The following is a 13,989-nucleotide window of genomic DNA, read 5'->3' as shown; positions in this document are numbered from 1 at the left end:
GCCGCCGATTGCATTGTGCCGGGGCGGCGCCTAAAACGGGCGGGACCACGGTCAGGGACGAGCCGATGATAGAGATGACACCTCTCGACGCGCGGATTGCGGCGGCTGTCGGGCGCCTTCGGGCCGCGCTCGATGCGCGCGATGCGCGCGCGGCCCCGGACCCCGACCTGGCGGGGCTGGAAGCGCGGGTCGGCGAGCTCGAGGCGGAGAACGCCGAGCTTCGCGACGAACTGGAGCGGCTGCGCGTGAAGCGCGACCGCGACGTGGCGGCGCTCGACGAGCTGATCGCCCAGCTCAAGCCGCTGATCGAGGAGGTCTGACATGCCCGAGCTGACGGTCGAGATCGGCGGCCGCGTCTTCGACGTCGCCTGCGAGCCCGGGCAGGAGCCGTCGCTCGCCCGCGCCGCCCAGCTGCTCGACGCCGAGGCGGTCAAGGTGAGCGACAGCACGACGGAGCGGCGGATGCTGCTGCTCGCCGGCCTCCTGCTCGCCGACTCGATGACCGCGCTCGAGGATCGCTACCTCGCGCTCGAGGATCGCCTGCGACAGGCCGAGGAACGCGCCCGCATCGCCGAGGCGAAGTCGGCGATGCTCGCGGCCAACGCCCTCAAGCTGGAGACGCAGGCGACGCACATCATCGATCCGCGCGCGCTCGAGGAGTTGCACGAGGAGAAGGACGCCGCGGTGGCGCTCCTCGCCGAGCTCGTCGAGGAGATCGAGGCGCTCGCCGAGCGTGCGGAGGCCGGCGCCGCCGCCTGACCCCCCCTTCCTGTCCGGTCAGGTCGGCGCGTGCCGTGTCACGGCGCCGCCGCCGGCCCGGCCCATTCCGCATATTCCGCGAGGAGGCGGGGGAAGTCCTCCTCCGGCGGGAAGCCCTCGTAGGAATGGACCGCCGGCGTTTGCGCCCAGGGCAGGCGTTCGCTGGTCCAGGTCTCGACGAACGGGGCGAACCAGGACGGATCATCGAGCATCGTCGGCCGCAGGTTGACGATCTCCATGCCCCCCGCCTCGAAGCGGGTGAACATCCAGCTCATGCAGTCCGGGCAGAAATGGTGGGCGGGATGACCCTTGAGCCCGCCGATGACCGGCTCTCCCGCGACGATCCGCAGCCCGGCCGCAGGGATCGCCGCGCTGAGCGAGAAGGCGCTCGAACTCATCCGCTGGCACCCGGTGCAATGGCAGGCCATCGTGACGAGCGGCGGCGCGGTCAGCTCGAACCGCACAGACCCGCAGCGGCAACCGCCCGCGGCCGGCAGCCGCGGCGCCGGCATCAGGCGTTCGCCGCCCGGATCTTCGCGGCGGCGTCCTTGTCGTAGGCGACGCCCTTGGCGTCGAAGAGCGCGTCGAGTTCGCCCGAGAGCGTCATCTCGGTGACGATGTCGCAGCCGCCGACGAACTCGCCCTTGACGTAGAGCTGGGGGATCGTCGGCCAGTCGGAGAATGATTTGATGCCGTTGCGGACGCCCTCGTCGGCCAGCACGTTCACGTCCTTGTAGGTGACGCCCATGTAGTTGAGCACCCCCGCCACCCGACTCGAGAAGCCGCACTGCGGCATCGCGGCGGTGCCTTTCATGAACAGCACGACATCGTTGGCGTCGATGTCGGCCTTGATCGCCGCGTGGGCGGCGTCGCTGGTGTCGATCATGTTCTCACTCCGGAGCCTTGGTCGTCAGCGCGAGCGCATGCAGCTCGCCGCGCGACCCTTCCATCTTGCCCTTCAGCGCCGCGTAGACCAGCTGGTGCTGGCGCACGCGGTTCAGCCCGCGGAACTCCTCGGCCACGACGGTGGCGGCGTAGTGGTTGCCGTCGCCGGCGAGGTCGGTGATCTCCACCTCCGCGCCCGGGAAGGCGGCGCGTATCAGGTGCTCGATCTCGACGGCTTCCATGGCCATGGCGAAGGTCCGGGGCAGTTGCTCGCCCCGAACCTAGTCTTCGGGCCGCGGAGCCGCAAGGGCGGCGCCGCGACCGGGCTTCACGACAGCAGCCGGGGCAGGGCCCCGCGGTGCAACTCGCCCAGCTCCGCGAGCGGGATCGACGCGGCGCCGAGGCGCAGCGCAACGCCGGCGGCACGGCCGACGGGGCGAAGCGGAACCCCGGCCTCGGCGCCGCGGGCGAGCAGGGCCGCCGCGGCCTCGGGCGCACAGGCGATCAGGTAGCGGCCCTGGTCCTCGCCGAAGAACCAGCCCGCCGGCTCCACATCCGCGTCCGAGACGATCTCGACGCCCAGCCCGCCCGCCAGCGCCATCTCGGCCGCGGCGAGCGCCAGCCCGCCGTCCCCGAGGTCGTGCGCCGCGGCGATCAGCCCGGCCGTGTTCGCGCTCCGCAGGAACTCGCCGGCCGCCCGCTCGGCGGCGAGGTCCACCGCCGGCGCCTCACCCTCGACGCGGCCGAGAACCTCCGCGAGCAACGCCGATTGCCCGAGATGGCCGGATGTCTCGCCGAGGAGCAGAAGCCGGTCGCCCTCGCGCGGGGCCATCGGGATGACGAAATCCACCGATGGCAGGAGGCCGACGGCGCCGATGGTCGGCGTCGGCAGGATCGCCTTGCCCTCGGTCTCGTTGTAGAGGCTGACGTTGCCGGACACGACCGGCATGTCGAGCGCGGCGCAGGCCTCGGCGATGCCGCGGATGCAGCCGACGAGCTGGCCCATGATCTCCGGCTTCTCGGGGTTGCCGAAGTTGAGATTGTCCGTCACCGCGAGCGGCAGGGCGCCGGTCGCACAGAGGTTGCGATAGGCCTCCGCAACGGCCTGCGCGCCGCCGCGCTGCGGGTCGGCCTGGCAATACCGCGGCGTCACGTCGCTGGTGAAGGCGACGGCCTTCCCGGTGCCATGGATCCGCACCACGCCGGCGTCGGAGCCGGGGACCACGACGGTGTCTGCCAGCACCATGTGGTCGTACTGCGACCAGACCCAGGCGCGGCTGCTATAGTTCGGGCTCGCGACCAGCGCCTTCAGCGCCTCGGCCACGTCGATCTCCGGGATCGGCCCGAGCGGCGGCGGGGGCGGGCCCTCCTCCCAGGGACGGTCGTACTCGGGCGCCTCGCCGGAGAGCGCCTTGAGCGGCAGGTCCGCCTTCACCTCGCCGCCCTGCATGATCAGGAACCGGTCCTCGGGAATCGTCTCGCCCACGACGGCGAAGTCGAGATCCCACTTGTCGAAGATCGCCCGCGCCTCGGCCTCCTTCTCCGGGCGGAGCGTCATCAGCATCCGCTCCTGGCTCTCTGAGAGCATCATCTCGTAGGCGGTCATGCCTTCCTCGCGGACGGGAACCCGGTCGAGGTCGAGCCGGATGCCGAGGCCGCCCTTGTCGCCCATCTCGACCGCCGAGCACGTCAGGCCGGCCGCGCCCATGTCCTGGATCGAGATCACCGCCCCGCTCGCCATCAGCTCCAGGCAGGCCTCGAGCAACCGCTTCTCGGTGAAGGGGTCGCCTACCTGCACGGTCGGGCGCTTCTCCTCGATGGTGGCGTCGAACTCGGCCGAGGCCATCGTCGCGCCGCCGACGCCGTCGCGGCCGGTCTTGGCGCCGAGATAGACCACCGGCACGCCCACCCCGCTCGCGGCCGAGTAGAAGATCGCGTCCGCGTCTGCGAGCCCGGCGGCGAAGGCGTTGACGAGGCAGTTGCCGTCGTAGGCGGGATGGAAGCGCAGCTCGCCCCCCACGGTCGGCACGCCGAAGGCGTTGCCGTAGCCGCCGATCCCCTCGACGACGCCGTGGACGAGTCGGCGGGTCTTCGGGTGCTCCGGCGAGCCGAAGCTCAGCGCGTTCATCGCCGCGATCGGCCGGGCGCCCATGGTGAAGACGTCGCGCAGGATGCCGCCCACCCCGGTTGCCGCGCCCTGATAGGGCTCGATGTAGGAGGGGTGGTTGTGGCTCTCCATCTTGAAGACCAGCGCCTGGCCATCGCCGATGTCGATCACGCCGGCGTTTTCGCCGGGGCCACAGATCACCTGCGGGCCTTCGGTCGGCAGGGTGCGCAGCCATTTCTTCGACGACTTGTACGAGCAATGCTCGTTCCACATCGCCGAGAAGATGCCGAGTTCGGTCAGCGTCGGTGTGCGGGCTATCAACCGCAGGATACGTTCATACTCGTCGGGCTTGAGGCCGTGCGCCGCAACGAGCGCGTCGGTCACCTCCGGCTCGCGGGTCTTCTCGGGGGCGAGGGACATGGGGCCTCCGGCTCTGGATCGCCGCCTTTCTAGGGGCTTGTCGGGGCGAGCGGAAGGCCGAACGCACCTGCGGGAGGCCGGGAAAAAAAAAGGCCGAGCAATTGCTCGGCCCAAGTCCAACAGGGAGGTTGAAGAGGATCGCCGATCGAGCCATCCAGCTTCGAGGGTTAATGTAGCCGACGTTCGCGGCCGCGGCAAGGGGTGGCGCCCATTGCTTGGGCATGGCCGCTATCGCATTGTTGCATGGCTGCATCACCTCACTCGGAGGCCGGGGCAATCGTCCGCAGGTGGGCGGTGATCTCCTCCAGGACGAAGTCACGAAAGGCGCATACGCGCTTGTTGTGACGCAATTCCTGCACATAGGCGAGGTAAACCGGAATGGCCGCGCTCTCGAGCCCGGGAAGGACCTGCACGAGATCGGGGAAGCCTGCGGTGATGTAGTCGGGAAGCGATCCGATGCCGACGCCGTGGATGACGCCCTGCAGGATGCCGAAATACGTGTTGACCGTCAGAGTCGAGTTGGCCTGCGCGACGAGCGGCTGCACGAACTCCCCGCCGGCTCGCACCTGCGGCGAAGCCGGGTTCTGCACGATCAGCCGGCGGGACACCAGATCCTCGACCGTCCTGGGCAGTCCCTCGCGCTCGACATAGGTCCGGCTGGCATAGAGACGGATGCGCACCTCCATGATGCGCCGGCGGATCAGGTCGGCCTGGGAGGGCTCCTTCATGCGGATGGCGAGGTCGGCCTCGCGCATGGGCAGGTCGACGATGCGCTCCTCGAGCATCAGCTCGAGCCGCAGGTTGGGGTAGCGTTCGAACAGCCGCGGCAGGCGCGGCGCGAGCCAGAGCGCGCCGAAGCCCATCGTCGTCGTCACGCGCAGGTCGCCGAAGACCTCGTCCTCGCTGTCGCGGATGCGCGCCGCCGTGGTCTCGAGCCGGCGCGCCATGGAGCGTGTCGCCTCGAACAGCAATTCGCCCTGTTCGGTGAGGATGAGGCCGCGGGCATGGCGGCGGAAAAGCGTCGTGTCGAGGCTCTCCTCGAGCGCGCGGATCTGGCGGCTGACCGCCGACTGGCTCAGGTGCAGCTGATCCCCCGCATGCGTCAGGCTGCCGGCCTCTGCGACAGCGTGAAAGATTCGCAGCTTGTCCCAGTCCATGGCCCGTCCGCCGGTCCGGGCCTGCCGGCCCGTGCGCGCGGGGATAGCACAGATTTCGCGCGACTGGACAGGGAATTGCGCTGGACGCATTCCTGCCATGCGCCCGCGCAATCTTCGTGCTTTTCGATCGCGCAGGGAACCATCTGGCGAATTTCGCTTTTTTGGTCATGGGTTCTGACCTATGCTTCGGGAAACTCGCTGGCGGGGCAGACTCAGGGGGGAACCACGCCGATGACGCTCCACGATGTCTCACTTTCCGACCGCTACGATCTCCGCAAGGACGTCGTCCTTCTCGGCGGCATCCAGGCGCTGGTGCGCGTGCTGCTGATGCAACGGGCGCGCGACGAGGCGGCGGGTCTCGCCACCGGCGGCTTCGTCTCGGGCTATCGCGGCTCGCCGCTCGGCGGCGTCGATCTCGCGATGATGGCGGCGAGCAAGCAGCTCGAGGCCGCGGACATCAAGTTCGAGCCGGGCCTGAACGAGGATCTCGCGGCGACGGCGCTCTGGGGCAGCCAGCAGGTGGCGATCCGGGGCGAAGGCCGCGTCGAGGGGGTCTTCGGGCTCTGGTACGGCAAGGGCCCGGGCGTCGACCGCTGCGGCGACGTGTTCCGGCACGCCAACATGGCCGGCTCGGCCGAGAAGGGCGGCGTCCTCGTCTGCATGGGGGACGACCACACCGGCGAGAGTTCCACGGTCCTGCATCACTCCGAGTTCGCGCTCGTCGACGTGATGATGCCGATCCTGTCGCCGGCCGGCGTGCAGGAGATCCTCGACTACGGGCTCTATGGCTGGGCCCTGTCGCGGTATTCCGGCTGCTGGGTCGGGCTGAAATGCGTCAAGGACACGATCGAGGTGAGCGAGGTCGTCTACGGCGATCCGCACCGGCTCGACATCAAGCTGCCGACCGACTTCGCCATGCCGCCGGGCGGGCTCAACATCCGGCTGCACGACACCCCGGTCGCGCAGGAGGCGCGGCTCCACGACTACAAGCGCTTCGCGGCCGAGGCGTTCGCGCGGGCGAACCGGCTCGACCGCCGCGTGCATGGCGACGGCAAGGCCAGGATCGGCATCGTCTCCGCCGGCAAGTCCTGGCTCGACGTCGCCCATGCGCTGGAGCTGCTCGGCCTCGACGACGCCGAATGCCGGCGGCTCGGGATCGCCACCTACAAGGTCGGCATGGTCTGGCCGCTCGACATGGAGAGTCTCCGCGAGTGGGCGCACGACCTCGAGCACATCATCGTGGTCGAGGAGAAGCGCAAGCTCATCGAGGTGCAGATCAAGGAGGCGATCTTCGACGACCGCCGCGGCCGCCGCGTCACCGGCTGGAAGGACGAGAAGGGCAAGGTGATCTTCAGCGTCAAGCAGGCGCTCGATCCGGTGAAGGTGGCGCGCACGCTCGGCGATCTCCTCGCCGACGACGGGGTCGAGACCGAAACGCTGGTCGCCCGCCGCGCCATGCTGGCCGAGGCGGTGCGGGCCGACAACGCCGAGGAGATCGCCGTCCGCAAGCCGTGGTTCTGCTCCGGCTGCCCGCACAACACCTCGACGCGCCTCCCCGACGGCGCCCGCGCCTATGCCGGCATCGGCTGCCACTACATGGTGCAGTGGATGGACCGCGACACCGAGGGCTTCACCCACATGGGGGGCGAAGGCGCGAACTGGATCGGCGAGGCGCCCTTCTCGAAGCGCAAGCACATCTTCCAGAACCTCGGCGACGGCACCTACAACCACTCGGGCAGCCTCGCGATCCGCGCCGCGCTCGCGGCCGGCGTGAACGTCACCTACAAGATCCTCTACAACGACGCCGTCGCCATGACCGGCGGCCAGCCCAACGAGGGCGGCCTCGACGCGCCTCGGATCGCCCGCGAGTTGCAGGCGATGGGCGTCAGGACCATCATCGGCATCTACGACCCCAAGGAGGCGGTCGACCTGAACGACTTCACCATCCCGATGCGCCCGCGCGACGAGCTCGACGCCGTGCAGCGCGAGCTCGAAAACGTCGAGGGCGTCTCCGCCATCCTCTACATCCAGACCTGCGCCGCCGAGAAGCGCCGCCGCCGCAAGCGCGGCAAGTTCCCCGACCCCGACCGCCGAGTCTTCATCAACCCGGACGTCTGCGAGGGCTGCGGCGACTGCGGCGTGCAGTCGAACTGCGTCTCCATCGTGCCGCTCGAAACCGAGTTCGGCCGCAAGCGCGCCATCGACCAGTCCTCCTGCAACAAGGACTTCTCCTGCCTCAAGGGCTTCTGCCCCTCCTTCGTCACCCTCGAGGGCGCGAAGGTGCGGAAGGCCGCCCCGGCCGAGGTGGCGATCGGCGACCTGCCGGCGCCGAAGCTGCCGGCGCTCGGCCGCTCGTGGAACACCGTCATCACCGGCGTCGGCGGCACCGGCGTCGTGACCGTCGGCGCGGTCCTCGCCATGGCCGCGCACGTCGACGGCCACGGGGCCGGCGTCATGGAGATGGCCGGCCTCGCCCAGAAGGGCGGCGCCGTCTCGATCCATGTCCGCATCGCGCCGAAGCCCTCGGACATCACCGCCATCCGCGTGGCGGTCGGCGAGGCCGACGCGCTGATCGGCGGCGACATCGTCGTGGCGGCGGGCGCGAAGACGCTCGGGCTCATGACCCGCGGGCGCACCCGCGGCGTCGTCAACGCCCACGAGATCGTCACTGGCGACTTCACCCGCAACCGCGACTTCCACCTGCCGACCGACCGGCTGACGCTGGCCCTGCGCGCGCGGCTGGGCGAGGACGGCCTCGCCATGCTCGACGCGACGCGCCTGGCGGAAAAGACGCTTGGAGACGCGATTTACGCCAACATGCTCATGCTCGGCGCCGCCTGGCAGGCGGGGCTGGTCCCGGTCAGCGAGGAGGCGATCCTGCGGGCGATCGAACTCAACGGGGCCGGGGTCGACGGCAACAAGGCCGCCTTCCGCCTCGGCCGCTGGGCGATCGCCGAGCCGCGCGCCGCGGCCGCCGTCACCGCGCCCGAGGCCCCGCCGCCGGCGCCGGACTTCGCCGCGCTCGTCGAGCGCCGCGCCGCCCACCTGACCAACTACCAGAATGCCCGGCTCGCGCGGCGCTACCGCGAACGGGTCGAGGCCGCCCGCGCCGTCGATCCGGCGTTCGGCGAGGCGGTCGCGCGCGGCTATCACAAGCTCCTCGCCTACAAGGACGAGTACGAGGTCGCGCGCCTGCACGCCGAGACGCTGGAGCGGGCCGTCGCCGAGGGCTTCGAGAACGTGCGCGAGATGCGCTTCCACATGGCCCCGCCGTTCCTGTCGAGGCCCGGTCCCGACGGCCGCCCGGCGAAGCGCGAGTTCGGCCCGTGGATGCTGAAGGCGATGAAGGCGCTGGCGCGCTTCAGGGGGCTGCGCGGCACCGCGCTCGACCCGTTCAGCCGCACCGCGGAGCGGCGCATGGAGCGCGCGCTGATCGCCGAGTACGAGGCGGACATGGACCGGCTCGCCGCGGCGCTGACGCCGGCGACCCGCGACGTCGCGGTCGAGCTCGCCGCGCTGCCCCTCGAAATCCGCGGGTTCGGCCCGGTCAAGGAGGCCGCGGCCGCCGCCGCCGCAAGCCGGCGGGCGGCGCTTCTCGCCGAGTTCGACTCCGGGGGCAGGAGGACGGTCCATGCGGCGTAGCAGGGCGCTCGGCCTCGCCGTCGGCGCGCTGGCGCTGGCGGGCTGTGCGTCGGGCGGACTGCCGCTCCAGCCGACGGCGGTGGTGCCGGCGCAACCGGGAATGACGGCGCAGGGGCAGGCCGACGTCGTGGTGCGGACCTTCGCGGCGACCCCGGACGGCGAACGCTCCGAGGTCGGCGGCGCCGTCTGCAAGGTCGACTCGATCCTGTTCCATACCCGGCTGAGATCGCCCGCGCGCGTGGTGTTCCCGAGCTTCGGCCCGCAGTCGCCGACGCTGGGCGTCGCCTGCGAGGCGAACGGCTGGAAGGGCGTCGCCGAGCAGGGCGTGGTGATCCGCTGGGTGAGCGCGCCCGGCGCGTGGCCGGGGCCCGGCCCCTGGCCCTACTACGGGCCGGGGCCGTGGGGCTGGGGCGGCGGCTGGGGCTGGGATAACTGGGGCGCGCCTTCGGTGCCGACCTTCGTCTATCCCGACATTCACGTGACGCTCGCGCCGCCTGCCGGTGGACAGGGCGGCAGGCTTGCGGCAGAACTCGGCGCAGTCGACGTGCTTCAGGAGTAGGCGGCCCATGGCCATCACGGTGAACGAAGCCTCCGCGGTGCTGCGCGAGGCGGTTCGCGACAATATACGCTCGCGATCGCTGCTCTACCTCGTGGAGGGCGTGCTTCTGGTCGTGGCCGGGGCGCTTGCGCTGATCTTCCCGGTGATCTTCGGGACGGGGGTGCTCGTCCTGATCGGATGGCTCCTGGTGCTCAGCGGCATCGTGCAGGCGGTCGGCCTCATCGGCGCGCACAAGGTGCCGTATTTCTGGCTGCAGCTCGTCTCGGTGGCGCTGGGGATCGTGGTCGGCTTTCTGCTGATCTCGCGACCCGAGGCGGGGCTACTGGCGGTGGCGCTCCTTCTCGTCGTCTACATCATGATCGAGGCGGTGGCGCGGATCGCGTTCGCGCTGATGATCCGTCCGATGGACGACTGGCTCTGGATCCTCGGCAGCGGCGTCTTCGGGATCGTCATCGCCATGATCCTCGCGGCGAACCTCGGCGGCACGGCGCACTGGCTGCTTGGCTTCCTCGTGGGCGTCTACCTGATCGCCGCCGGCGGCGCGCTCGCCTGGCTGGCCTGGAACCTGCGCCGCGCCGAGGTCTGACCGTCGCCCGACGCCTCTCGCCGGCAAGGCGCGCATCGCCGCGGTCCGCCCGCGCGTGGACGCCGAGGCGCAGAGAGGAGGCGAAGCCATGAGACGTGATCGGTTCGGCCGATGCGGCTCGGAAACCCCGCCGGTATCCCCGCCGATTTCGACCGTTGGCGAAATCGGCACGCGACTGCCCTTCCGAGGGCAGGCGCGTTCCGCGCCAGCCAGGGCAGTCGCGCGCCGATGCGAGCTTCGGAGATATCGGCTGGCCCCTCGACCCGCGCTTGCGGCGCGGGCCGACCGGATCGCGCGGGGCGCCACCGGCGCCCCGGCAAGTGCGATCCGGGGAGAAACCGGATGGGCGCAGCCGGGGGCTGCGCGGAACGGGTCATGCCGAAGGGATCAGGCGGAAATGGTATGAGACCGATCATCATCATCGCGGCGGCCCTGGGCGCGGCAGCCTGCGCGCCCGTGGAGCCCGCCGGCCCGGCGCTGCCGCTCGTCCCCGCGGCGGTCGAGCCGGGCGCGGCGGTCGGCGTGACCGGCGAAGCGCGCTTCGACGTGACCGCCACCCGCGGCGGGGCCTCCGTGCCCGCCGCCTGCACCGCCGAGGGGGCAGGGTTTCGCGCCGACTTCACGGCGCCTGCGACGCTTGCGGTCCCGAGCTATGGCGCGGCGAGCCAGCCCGTCCGCATCGCCTGCACGGCCGACGGCCGACAGGGCGCGCGCGTGGTCGTGCCGGCGTTCCGGGCCTACGGGGGCATTGGCGGGGTCTATCCCGCCATCGGCATCGGGATCGGCACGGGAGGGGGCGACGGTTGGTCCGGATCCGGCGCCGGGGTGTCCATAGGCGGAATCTGGAGCCCGGGCACGAACGGGCCGGTCGCCGCCGTCCGCTACCCCGACATCGCGATTCCGATCGAGTAGCGCCGTCGACAGCCAGCGCGACCGGCGCTAGGCTGTGCCCCGGACAGACAGTGCGCGGAGGCGGCAATGCGAGCGATCACCCTGGCGGCGGCGGCGCTGGCCCTCGCGGGATGCGCGGGCGGCGACGTCTTCGGGTTCGGGCCGGCGGTCCGCGGCGGCGGCTGGGGGCTGCCGGCGACGCGCGCCGAGGCGCGGCCCGACTCGATGACGCCGCCGGGCCGCCGCGATCTCGGCCTGTCCGTGCGCGCCTTCGCGACCGAGACCGACGGCTCCGTCGTGGAGATCAAGGGCGCGACGTGCCGGGTGACGGGCGGGGCGTTCGCCGCGAACCTCGCGACGCCGGGGCGCCTGGTGATCGCCGATCTCGGCCCGGACGCGCCGGCGCTGACGGCGCGCTGCACCGCCGGGGCGCTCGAGGGCGCGGCCGCCGTCCTGCCGGATTTCTCCTGGTCGCGGGGCGGCGGCAACCCGCCGCAGCGGATCGCGTGGGGGATGGGCTGGACCTACGGCTATGCCAAGGTCGGGCCGCTCCGTTATCCCAACCTGCGCGTGATGATGCAGTAAGCGGGCGCTCCTCAACCGCCGCATCACCTCACTATCGGCCGAATCCCGTATGATTTCCATACGGATGCGGCTTGATCCTGCAACGCGGCGACGGGGGTTCGGCGGACCTCCGCCGATGGGGTGCGGGCGTGTTCGTCCCTCGGTTGACGCGGAGTCGCCCCGCGGGGGATTCTGGAGGCCATCGGAAACGGGAGCCCCCGGATGCGCGCCAAGACCCTCCTTCTCGCCTCGCTCGCCATCGCGGCGCTCTCCGCCTGCGCCGGCCCCGAGAAGGCCGCCGCGCCCGCTCCCGTCGCCTCGCGCGCGCTCTACCCGGGCGAGACGCCCGAGCTTCGGGCGCTGATCGACGAGTATGCCGACGCCTACGACGTGCCCCCGGACCTCGTGCAGCGGGTGGTGATCCGCGAGAGCCGCCACAACCCCGCCGCCCGCAACGGCCCCTACTACGGCCTGATGCAGATCCTGCCCGCCACCGCGCGCGGCATGGGCTACGACGGATCGCCCGCGGGGCTTCTCGACGCCGAGACCAACCTCAAATACGCGGTCAAGTACCTGCGCGGCGCCTGGCTCGTCTCGGACGGCGACATGGACGAGGCGGTGCAGTGGTATGCGCGCGGCTACTACTACGAGGCCAAGCGCAAGGGCCTGCTCGAGGAGACCGGGCTGCGCTGATCCCTCAGCCTCCCGGCTGCTCCGCCGCCATCGCCGCCTCGGTCAGGAGCCGGTCCGGATGGCCGCGGCACTCCAGCGCGACCTCGTCGGCCCAGTCCTCCGCCGCCCCCCGGTCGCTCGCCTCGAGGAACGCCCCGAACGGCGCGATCCCGCGCAGCGCCTCGATCCGCGCGGTCATGTCGAGCTTCTCCCATTCCCCGCAGGTCGTCTCGTCGAACTGCTGACGGCTGAAGGGAACCTCCGCCGACGCGGGCCCGGCGGCGAGGACGGCGACGGCAAGAACGAGGCGGCGCATGGTCGGATCCTCCCTCAGGTCCCGCCCCTGACGCCAACGGCCCGGGCGCCGGACTGGCGCCGAAGCCTTGTCGAATCCTGAAGAAGTGGCAAGCCTGATTCCTGCCCGGTTCCCCTGACGTCAGCCGGCAAGGCGGAGGAGGTAGTGCTTCTTCTTGCCGACGGAGATCTTGAGCTCGTCGCCGATCGTCTCGGCGGTGACGGGGGCGTTCGGATCGAGGACGATCTCGTTGTCGAAGCGAACGCCGCGCTCGCCGATCAACCGCTTGGCTTCCTTGCCGGATTTCACGATTCCGGCCGCGGCGAGGACATGGGCGCTGGTCATCCCGGCGGCGAGGTCGGCGCGCGGCAGGGTAAGGACGGTCAGATCCTCGCCGACGCCGCCCTGCTGGAAGACAGCGCGCGCGGTCGCCTCGGCCGCCTCCGCGGCCGCGCGGCCATGCAGGAGCGCCGTCGCCTCGTTGGCGAGCACGACCTTGGCCGCATTGACCTCCGCGCCGCCGAGAGCGCCGAGCCGGTCGCATTCCTCTACGGCAAGCTCGGTGTAAAGCTTGAGAAAACGCCCCACGTCGGCGTCGGTGGTGTTGCGCCAGAACTGCCAGAAATCATAGGGGGACAGCATCTCGGCGTTGAGCCAGACGGCGCCGCCGGCGGTCTTGCCCATCTTCCTGCCGTCCGAGGTGGTGAGCAGCGGCGAGGTCAGGCCGAAGACCTCGGCGCCGAGTGCCCGGCGGGTCAGGTCTATGCCGTTGACGATGTTGCCCCACTGGTCCGAGCCGCCCATCTGGAGGACGCAACCCTCGCGGCGGTGGAGCTCCAGGAAGTCGTAGGCCTGGAGGATCATGTAGTTGAACTCGAGGAACGACAGGCTCTGGTCGCGGTCGAGGCGCGACTTGACGCTCTCGAACGAGAGCATCCGGTTGACCGAGAAGTGCCGGCCGATGTCGCGCAGGAAGCCGAGGTAGTTGAGCCCGTCGAGCCAGTCGGCGTTGTCGAGCATCAAGGCGCCGCCCGCGCCGTAGTCGAGGTAGCGGTCGAACACGGTGCGCAACGCGCCGGCGTTGGCGGCGATCTGCTCGGGGGTGAGGAGCGGCCGCTCGTCGTCGCGAAACGACGGGTCGCCGACCTTGGTGGTGCCGCCGCCGATGAGCGTGATCGGCCGGTGGCCGGTCTTTTGCAGCCAGCGCAGCATCATGATGTTGACGAGGTGGCCGACATGGAGCGACCGGCCCGTGGCGTCGTAGCCGACATAGGCGGTGACCCGACCGGCCATGAGCGCGGCGTCGAGCCCGGCGAGGTCGGTGCAGTCCTGCACGAAACCGCGCGCCTGAAGCGTCCGGAGGAATTCGCTCTTGGGGGCGTGGGTCATCGGCTCGGTCCTTTCCCGGGCGGCGGGCCGTCTCTATAGGCTCGGGCGGGCCGAGGAAAGGGC

At 71.0% G+C, this 13,989-nt stretch carries 15 protein-coding genes; 8 read left to right on the top strand and 7 right to left on the bottom strand.

Annotated elements, in window-relative coordinates:
- Positions 1 to 65 precede the first annotated feature (65 nt).
- Both KBA23_RS07665 and zapA read left to right on the top strand, forming a co-directional pair.
- On the top strand, positions 66 to 320 hold the full coding sequence (locus tag KBA23_RS07665; protein WP_290738922.1) for a hypothetical protein: 255 nt from the start codon (positions 66 to 68) through the stop codon (positions 318 to 320).
- A gap of 1 nt (position 321) precedes the next feature.
- Positions 322 to 759: a cell division protein ZapA gene (gene zapA / locus KBA23_RS07660; protein WP_290738919.1), complete on the top strand. Its 438-nt coding sequence runs from the start codon at positions 322 to 324 to the stop codon at positions 757 to 759.
- Positions 760 to 797: 38 nt separating this feature from the next.
- On the opposite strand, the gene KBA23_RS07655 is transcribed toward zapA, so the two are convergent.
- The 5 genes from KBA23_RS07655 to KBA23_RS07635 all read right to left on the bottom strand — a co-directional run bounded on the left by KBA23_RS07655 (position 798) and on the right by KBA23_RS07635 (position 5,328).
- Entirely contained in the window at positions 798 to 1,271 is a 474-nt protein-coding gene (locus tag KBA23_RS07655) for a GFA family protein (RefSeq protein WP_290738916.1), read from the bottom strand.
- Positions 1,271 to 1,645: a Grx4 family monothiol glutaredoxin gene (gene grxD, locus KBA23_RS07650; RefSeq protein WP_290738913.1), complete on the bottom strand. Its 375-nt coding sequence runs from the start codon at positions 1,643 to 1,645 to the stop codon at positions 1,271 to 1,273. Before grxD ends, KBA23_RS07655 begins: the two co-directional genes overlap by 1 nt.
- A 4-nt stretch (positions 1,646 to 1,649) precedes the next feature.
- Positions 1,650 to 1,892: a BolA family protein gene (locus tag KBA23_RS07645; protein ID WP_290738910.1), complete on the bottom strand. Its 243-nt coding sequence runs from the start codon at positions 1,890 to 1,892 to the stop codon at positions 1,650 to 1,652.
- A gap of 80 nt (positions 1,893 to 1,972) precedes the next feature.
- Positions 1,973 to 4,171 carry a phosphoribosylformylglycinamidine synthase subunit PurL gene (gene purL, locus KBA23_RS07640; protein ID WP_290738908.1) on the bottom strand — a complete coding sequence of 733 codons (2,199 nt, stop codon included), beginning with the start codon at positions 4,169 to 4,171 and terminating at the stop codon, positions 1,973 to 1,975.
- A gap of 257 nt (positions 4,172 to 4,428) precedes the next feature.
- Positions 4,429 to 5,328: a LysR family transcriptional regulator gene (locus tag KBA23_RS07635; protein WP_290738905.1), complete on the bottom strand. Its 900-nt coding sequence runs from the start codon at positions 5,326 to 5,328 to the stop codon at positions 4,429 to 4,431.
- 231 nt (positions 5,329 to 5,559) lie between these two features.
- On the opposite strand from KBA23_RS07635, the gene KBA23_RS07630 reads away from it, so the two are divergent.
- The 6 genes from KBA23_RS07630 to KBA23_RS07605 all read left to right on the top strand — a co-directional run bounded on the left by KBA23_RS07630 (position 5,560) and on the right by KBA23_RS07605 (position 12,263).
- Positions 5,560 to 8,970 carry an indolepyruvate ferredoxin oxidoreductase family protein gene (locus KBA23_RS07630; protein WP_290738902.1) on the top strand — a complete coding sequence of 1,137 codons (3,411 nt, stop codon included), beginning with the start codon at positions 5,560 to 5,562 and terminating at the stop codon, positions 8,968 to 8,970.
- Positions 8,960 to 9,529 (top strand): hypothetical protein, encoded by a 570-nt coding sequence (locus tag KBA23_RS07625; RefSeq protein ID WP_290738899.1) that lies wholly within the window; start codon positions 8,960 to 8,962, stop codon positions 9,527 to 9,529. The genes KBA23_RS07630 and KBA23_RS07625 overlap by 11 nt, the downstream gene beginning before the upstream one ends.
- A 7-nt stretch (positions 9,530 to 9,536) precedes the next feature.
- Positions 9,537 to 10,115 carry an HdeD family acid-resistance protein gene (locus KBA23_RS07620; protein ID WP_290738896.1) on the top strand — a complete coding sequence of 193 codons (579 nt, stop codon included), beginning with the start codon at positions 9,537 to 9,539 and terminating at the stop codon, positions 10,113 to 10,115.
- Positions 10,116 to 10,517: 402 nt separating this feature from the next.
- Positions 10,518 to 11,027, top strand: coding sequence for a hypothetical protein (locus tag KBA23_RS07615; RefSeq protein ID WP_290738893.1), 510 nt, complete (start codon positions 10,518 to 10,520; stop codon positions 11,025 to 11,027).
- A 66-nt stretch (positions 11,028 to 11,093) separates the two neighbouring features.
- Positions 11,094 to 11,591: a hypothetical protein gene (locus KBA23_RS07610; protein WP_290738890.1), complete on the top strand. Its 498-nt coding sequence runs from the start codon at positions 11,094 to 11,096 to the stop codon at positions 11,589 to 11,591.
- Between the two features lie 201 nt (positions 11,592 to 11,792).
- Positions 11,793 to 12,263: a lytic transglycosylase domain-containing protein gene (locus KBA23_RS07605; protein ID WP_290738887.1), complete on the top strand. Its 471-nt coding sequence runs from the start codon at positions 11,793 to 11,795 to the stop codon at positions 12,261 to 12,263.
- Positions 12,264 to 12,267: 4 nt separating this feature from the next.
- Here the strand turns inward: KBA23_RS07605 and KBA23_RS07600 are convergent, their stop codons facing one another.
- Positions 12,268 to 12,558 carry a hypothetical protein gene (locus tag KBA23_RS07600; RefSeq protein WP_290738884.1) on the bottom strand — a complete coding sequence of 97 codons (291 nt, stop codon included), beginning with the start codon at positions 12,556 to 12,558 and terminating at the stop codon, positions 12,268 to 12,270.
- Positions 12,559 to 12,678: 120 nt separating this feature from the next.
- Positions 12,679 to 13,926 carry a tyrosine--tRNA ligase gene (gene tyrS / locus KBA23_RS07595; RefSeq protein ID WP_290738881.1) on the bottom strand — a complete coding sequence of 416 codons (1,248 nt, stop codon included), beginning with the start codon at positions 13,924 to 13,926 and terminating at the stop codon, positions 12,679 to 12,681.
- Positions 13,927 to 13,989 lie beyond the last annotated feature (63 nt).

This window comes from Amaricoccus sp. (assembly GCF_017995835.1).
Taxonomy (GTDB): domain Bacteria; phylum Pseudomonadota; class Alphaproteobacteria; order Rhodobacterales; family Rhodobacteraceae; genus Amaricoccus.
The sequence above is the reverse complement of the archived record's forward strand: the minus strand, read 5'-3'. Positions and strand labels throughout refer to the sequence as shown.

Excerpts from the sequence above, each read along its gene's own strand:
- KBA23_RS07630 (WP_290738902.1), top strand. The coding sequence starts at position 5,560 with ATGACGCTCCACGATGTCTCACTTTCCGACCGCTACGATCTCCGCAAG.
- KBA23_RS07605 (WP_290738887.1), top strand. The coding sequence starts at position 11,793 with ATGCGCGCCAAGACCCTCCTTCTCGCCTCGCTCGCCATCGCGGCGCTC.
- KBA23_RS07615 (WP_290738893.1), top strand. The coding sequence starts at position 10,518 with ATGAGACCGATCATCATCATCGCGGCGGCCCTGGGCGCGGCAGCCTGC.
- grxD (WP_290738913.1), bottom strand. The coding sequence starts at position 1,645 with ATGATCGACACCAGCGACGCCGCCCACGCGGCGATCAAGGCCGACATC.
- purL (WP_290738908.1), bottom strand. The coding sequence starts at position 4,171 with ATGTCCCTCGCCCCCGAGAAGACCCGCGAGCCGGAGGTGACCGACGCG.
- KBA23_RS07645 (WP_290738910.1), bottom strand. The coding sequence starts at position 1,892 with ATGGCCATGGAAGCCGTCGAGATCGAGCACCTGATACGCGCCGCCTTC.
- KBA23_RS07600 (WP_290738884.1), bottom strand. The coding sequence starts at position 12,558 with ATGCGCCGCCTCGTTCTTGCCGTCGCCGTCCTCGCCGCCGGGCCCGCG.
- tyrS (WP_290738881.1), bottom strand. The coding sequence starts at position 13,926 with ATGACCCACGCCCCCAAGAGCGAATTCCTCCGGACGCTTCAGGCGCGC.
- KBA23_RS07620 (WP_290738896.1), top strand. The coding sequence starts at position 9,537 with ATGGCCATCACGGTGAACGAAGCCTCCGCGGTGCTGCGCGAGGCGGTT.
- KBA23_RS07665 (WP_290738922.1), top strand. The coding sequence starts at position 66 with ATGATAGAGATGACACCTCTCGACGCGCGGATTGCGGCGGCTGTCGGG.
- KBA23_RS07625 (WP_290738899.1), top strand. The coding sequence starts at position 8,960 with ATGCGGCGTAGCAGGGCGCTCGGCCTCGCCGTCGGCGCGCTGGCGCTG.
- KBA23_RS07635 (WP_290738905.1), bottom strand. The coding sequence starts at position 5,328 with ATGGACTGGGACAAGCTGCGAATCTTTCACGCTGTCGCAGAGGCCGGC.
- KBA23_RS07610 (WP_290738890.1), top strand. The coding sequence starts at position 11,094 with ATGCGAGCGATCACCCTGGCGGCGGCGGCGCTGGCCCTCGCGGGATGC.
- KBA23_RS07655 (WP_290738916.1), bottom strand. The coding sequence starts at position 1,271 with ATGCCGGCGCCGCGGCTGCCGGCCGCGGGCGGTTGCCGCTGCGGGTCT.
- zapA (WP_290738919.1), top strand. The coding sequence starts at position 322 with ATGCCCGAGCTGACGGTCGAGATCGGCGGCCGCGTCTTCGACGTCGCC.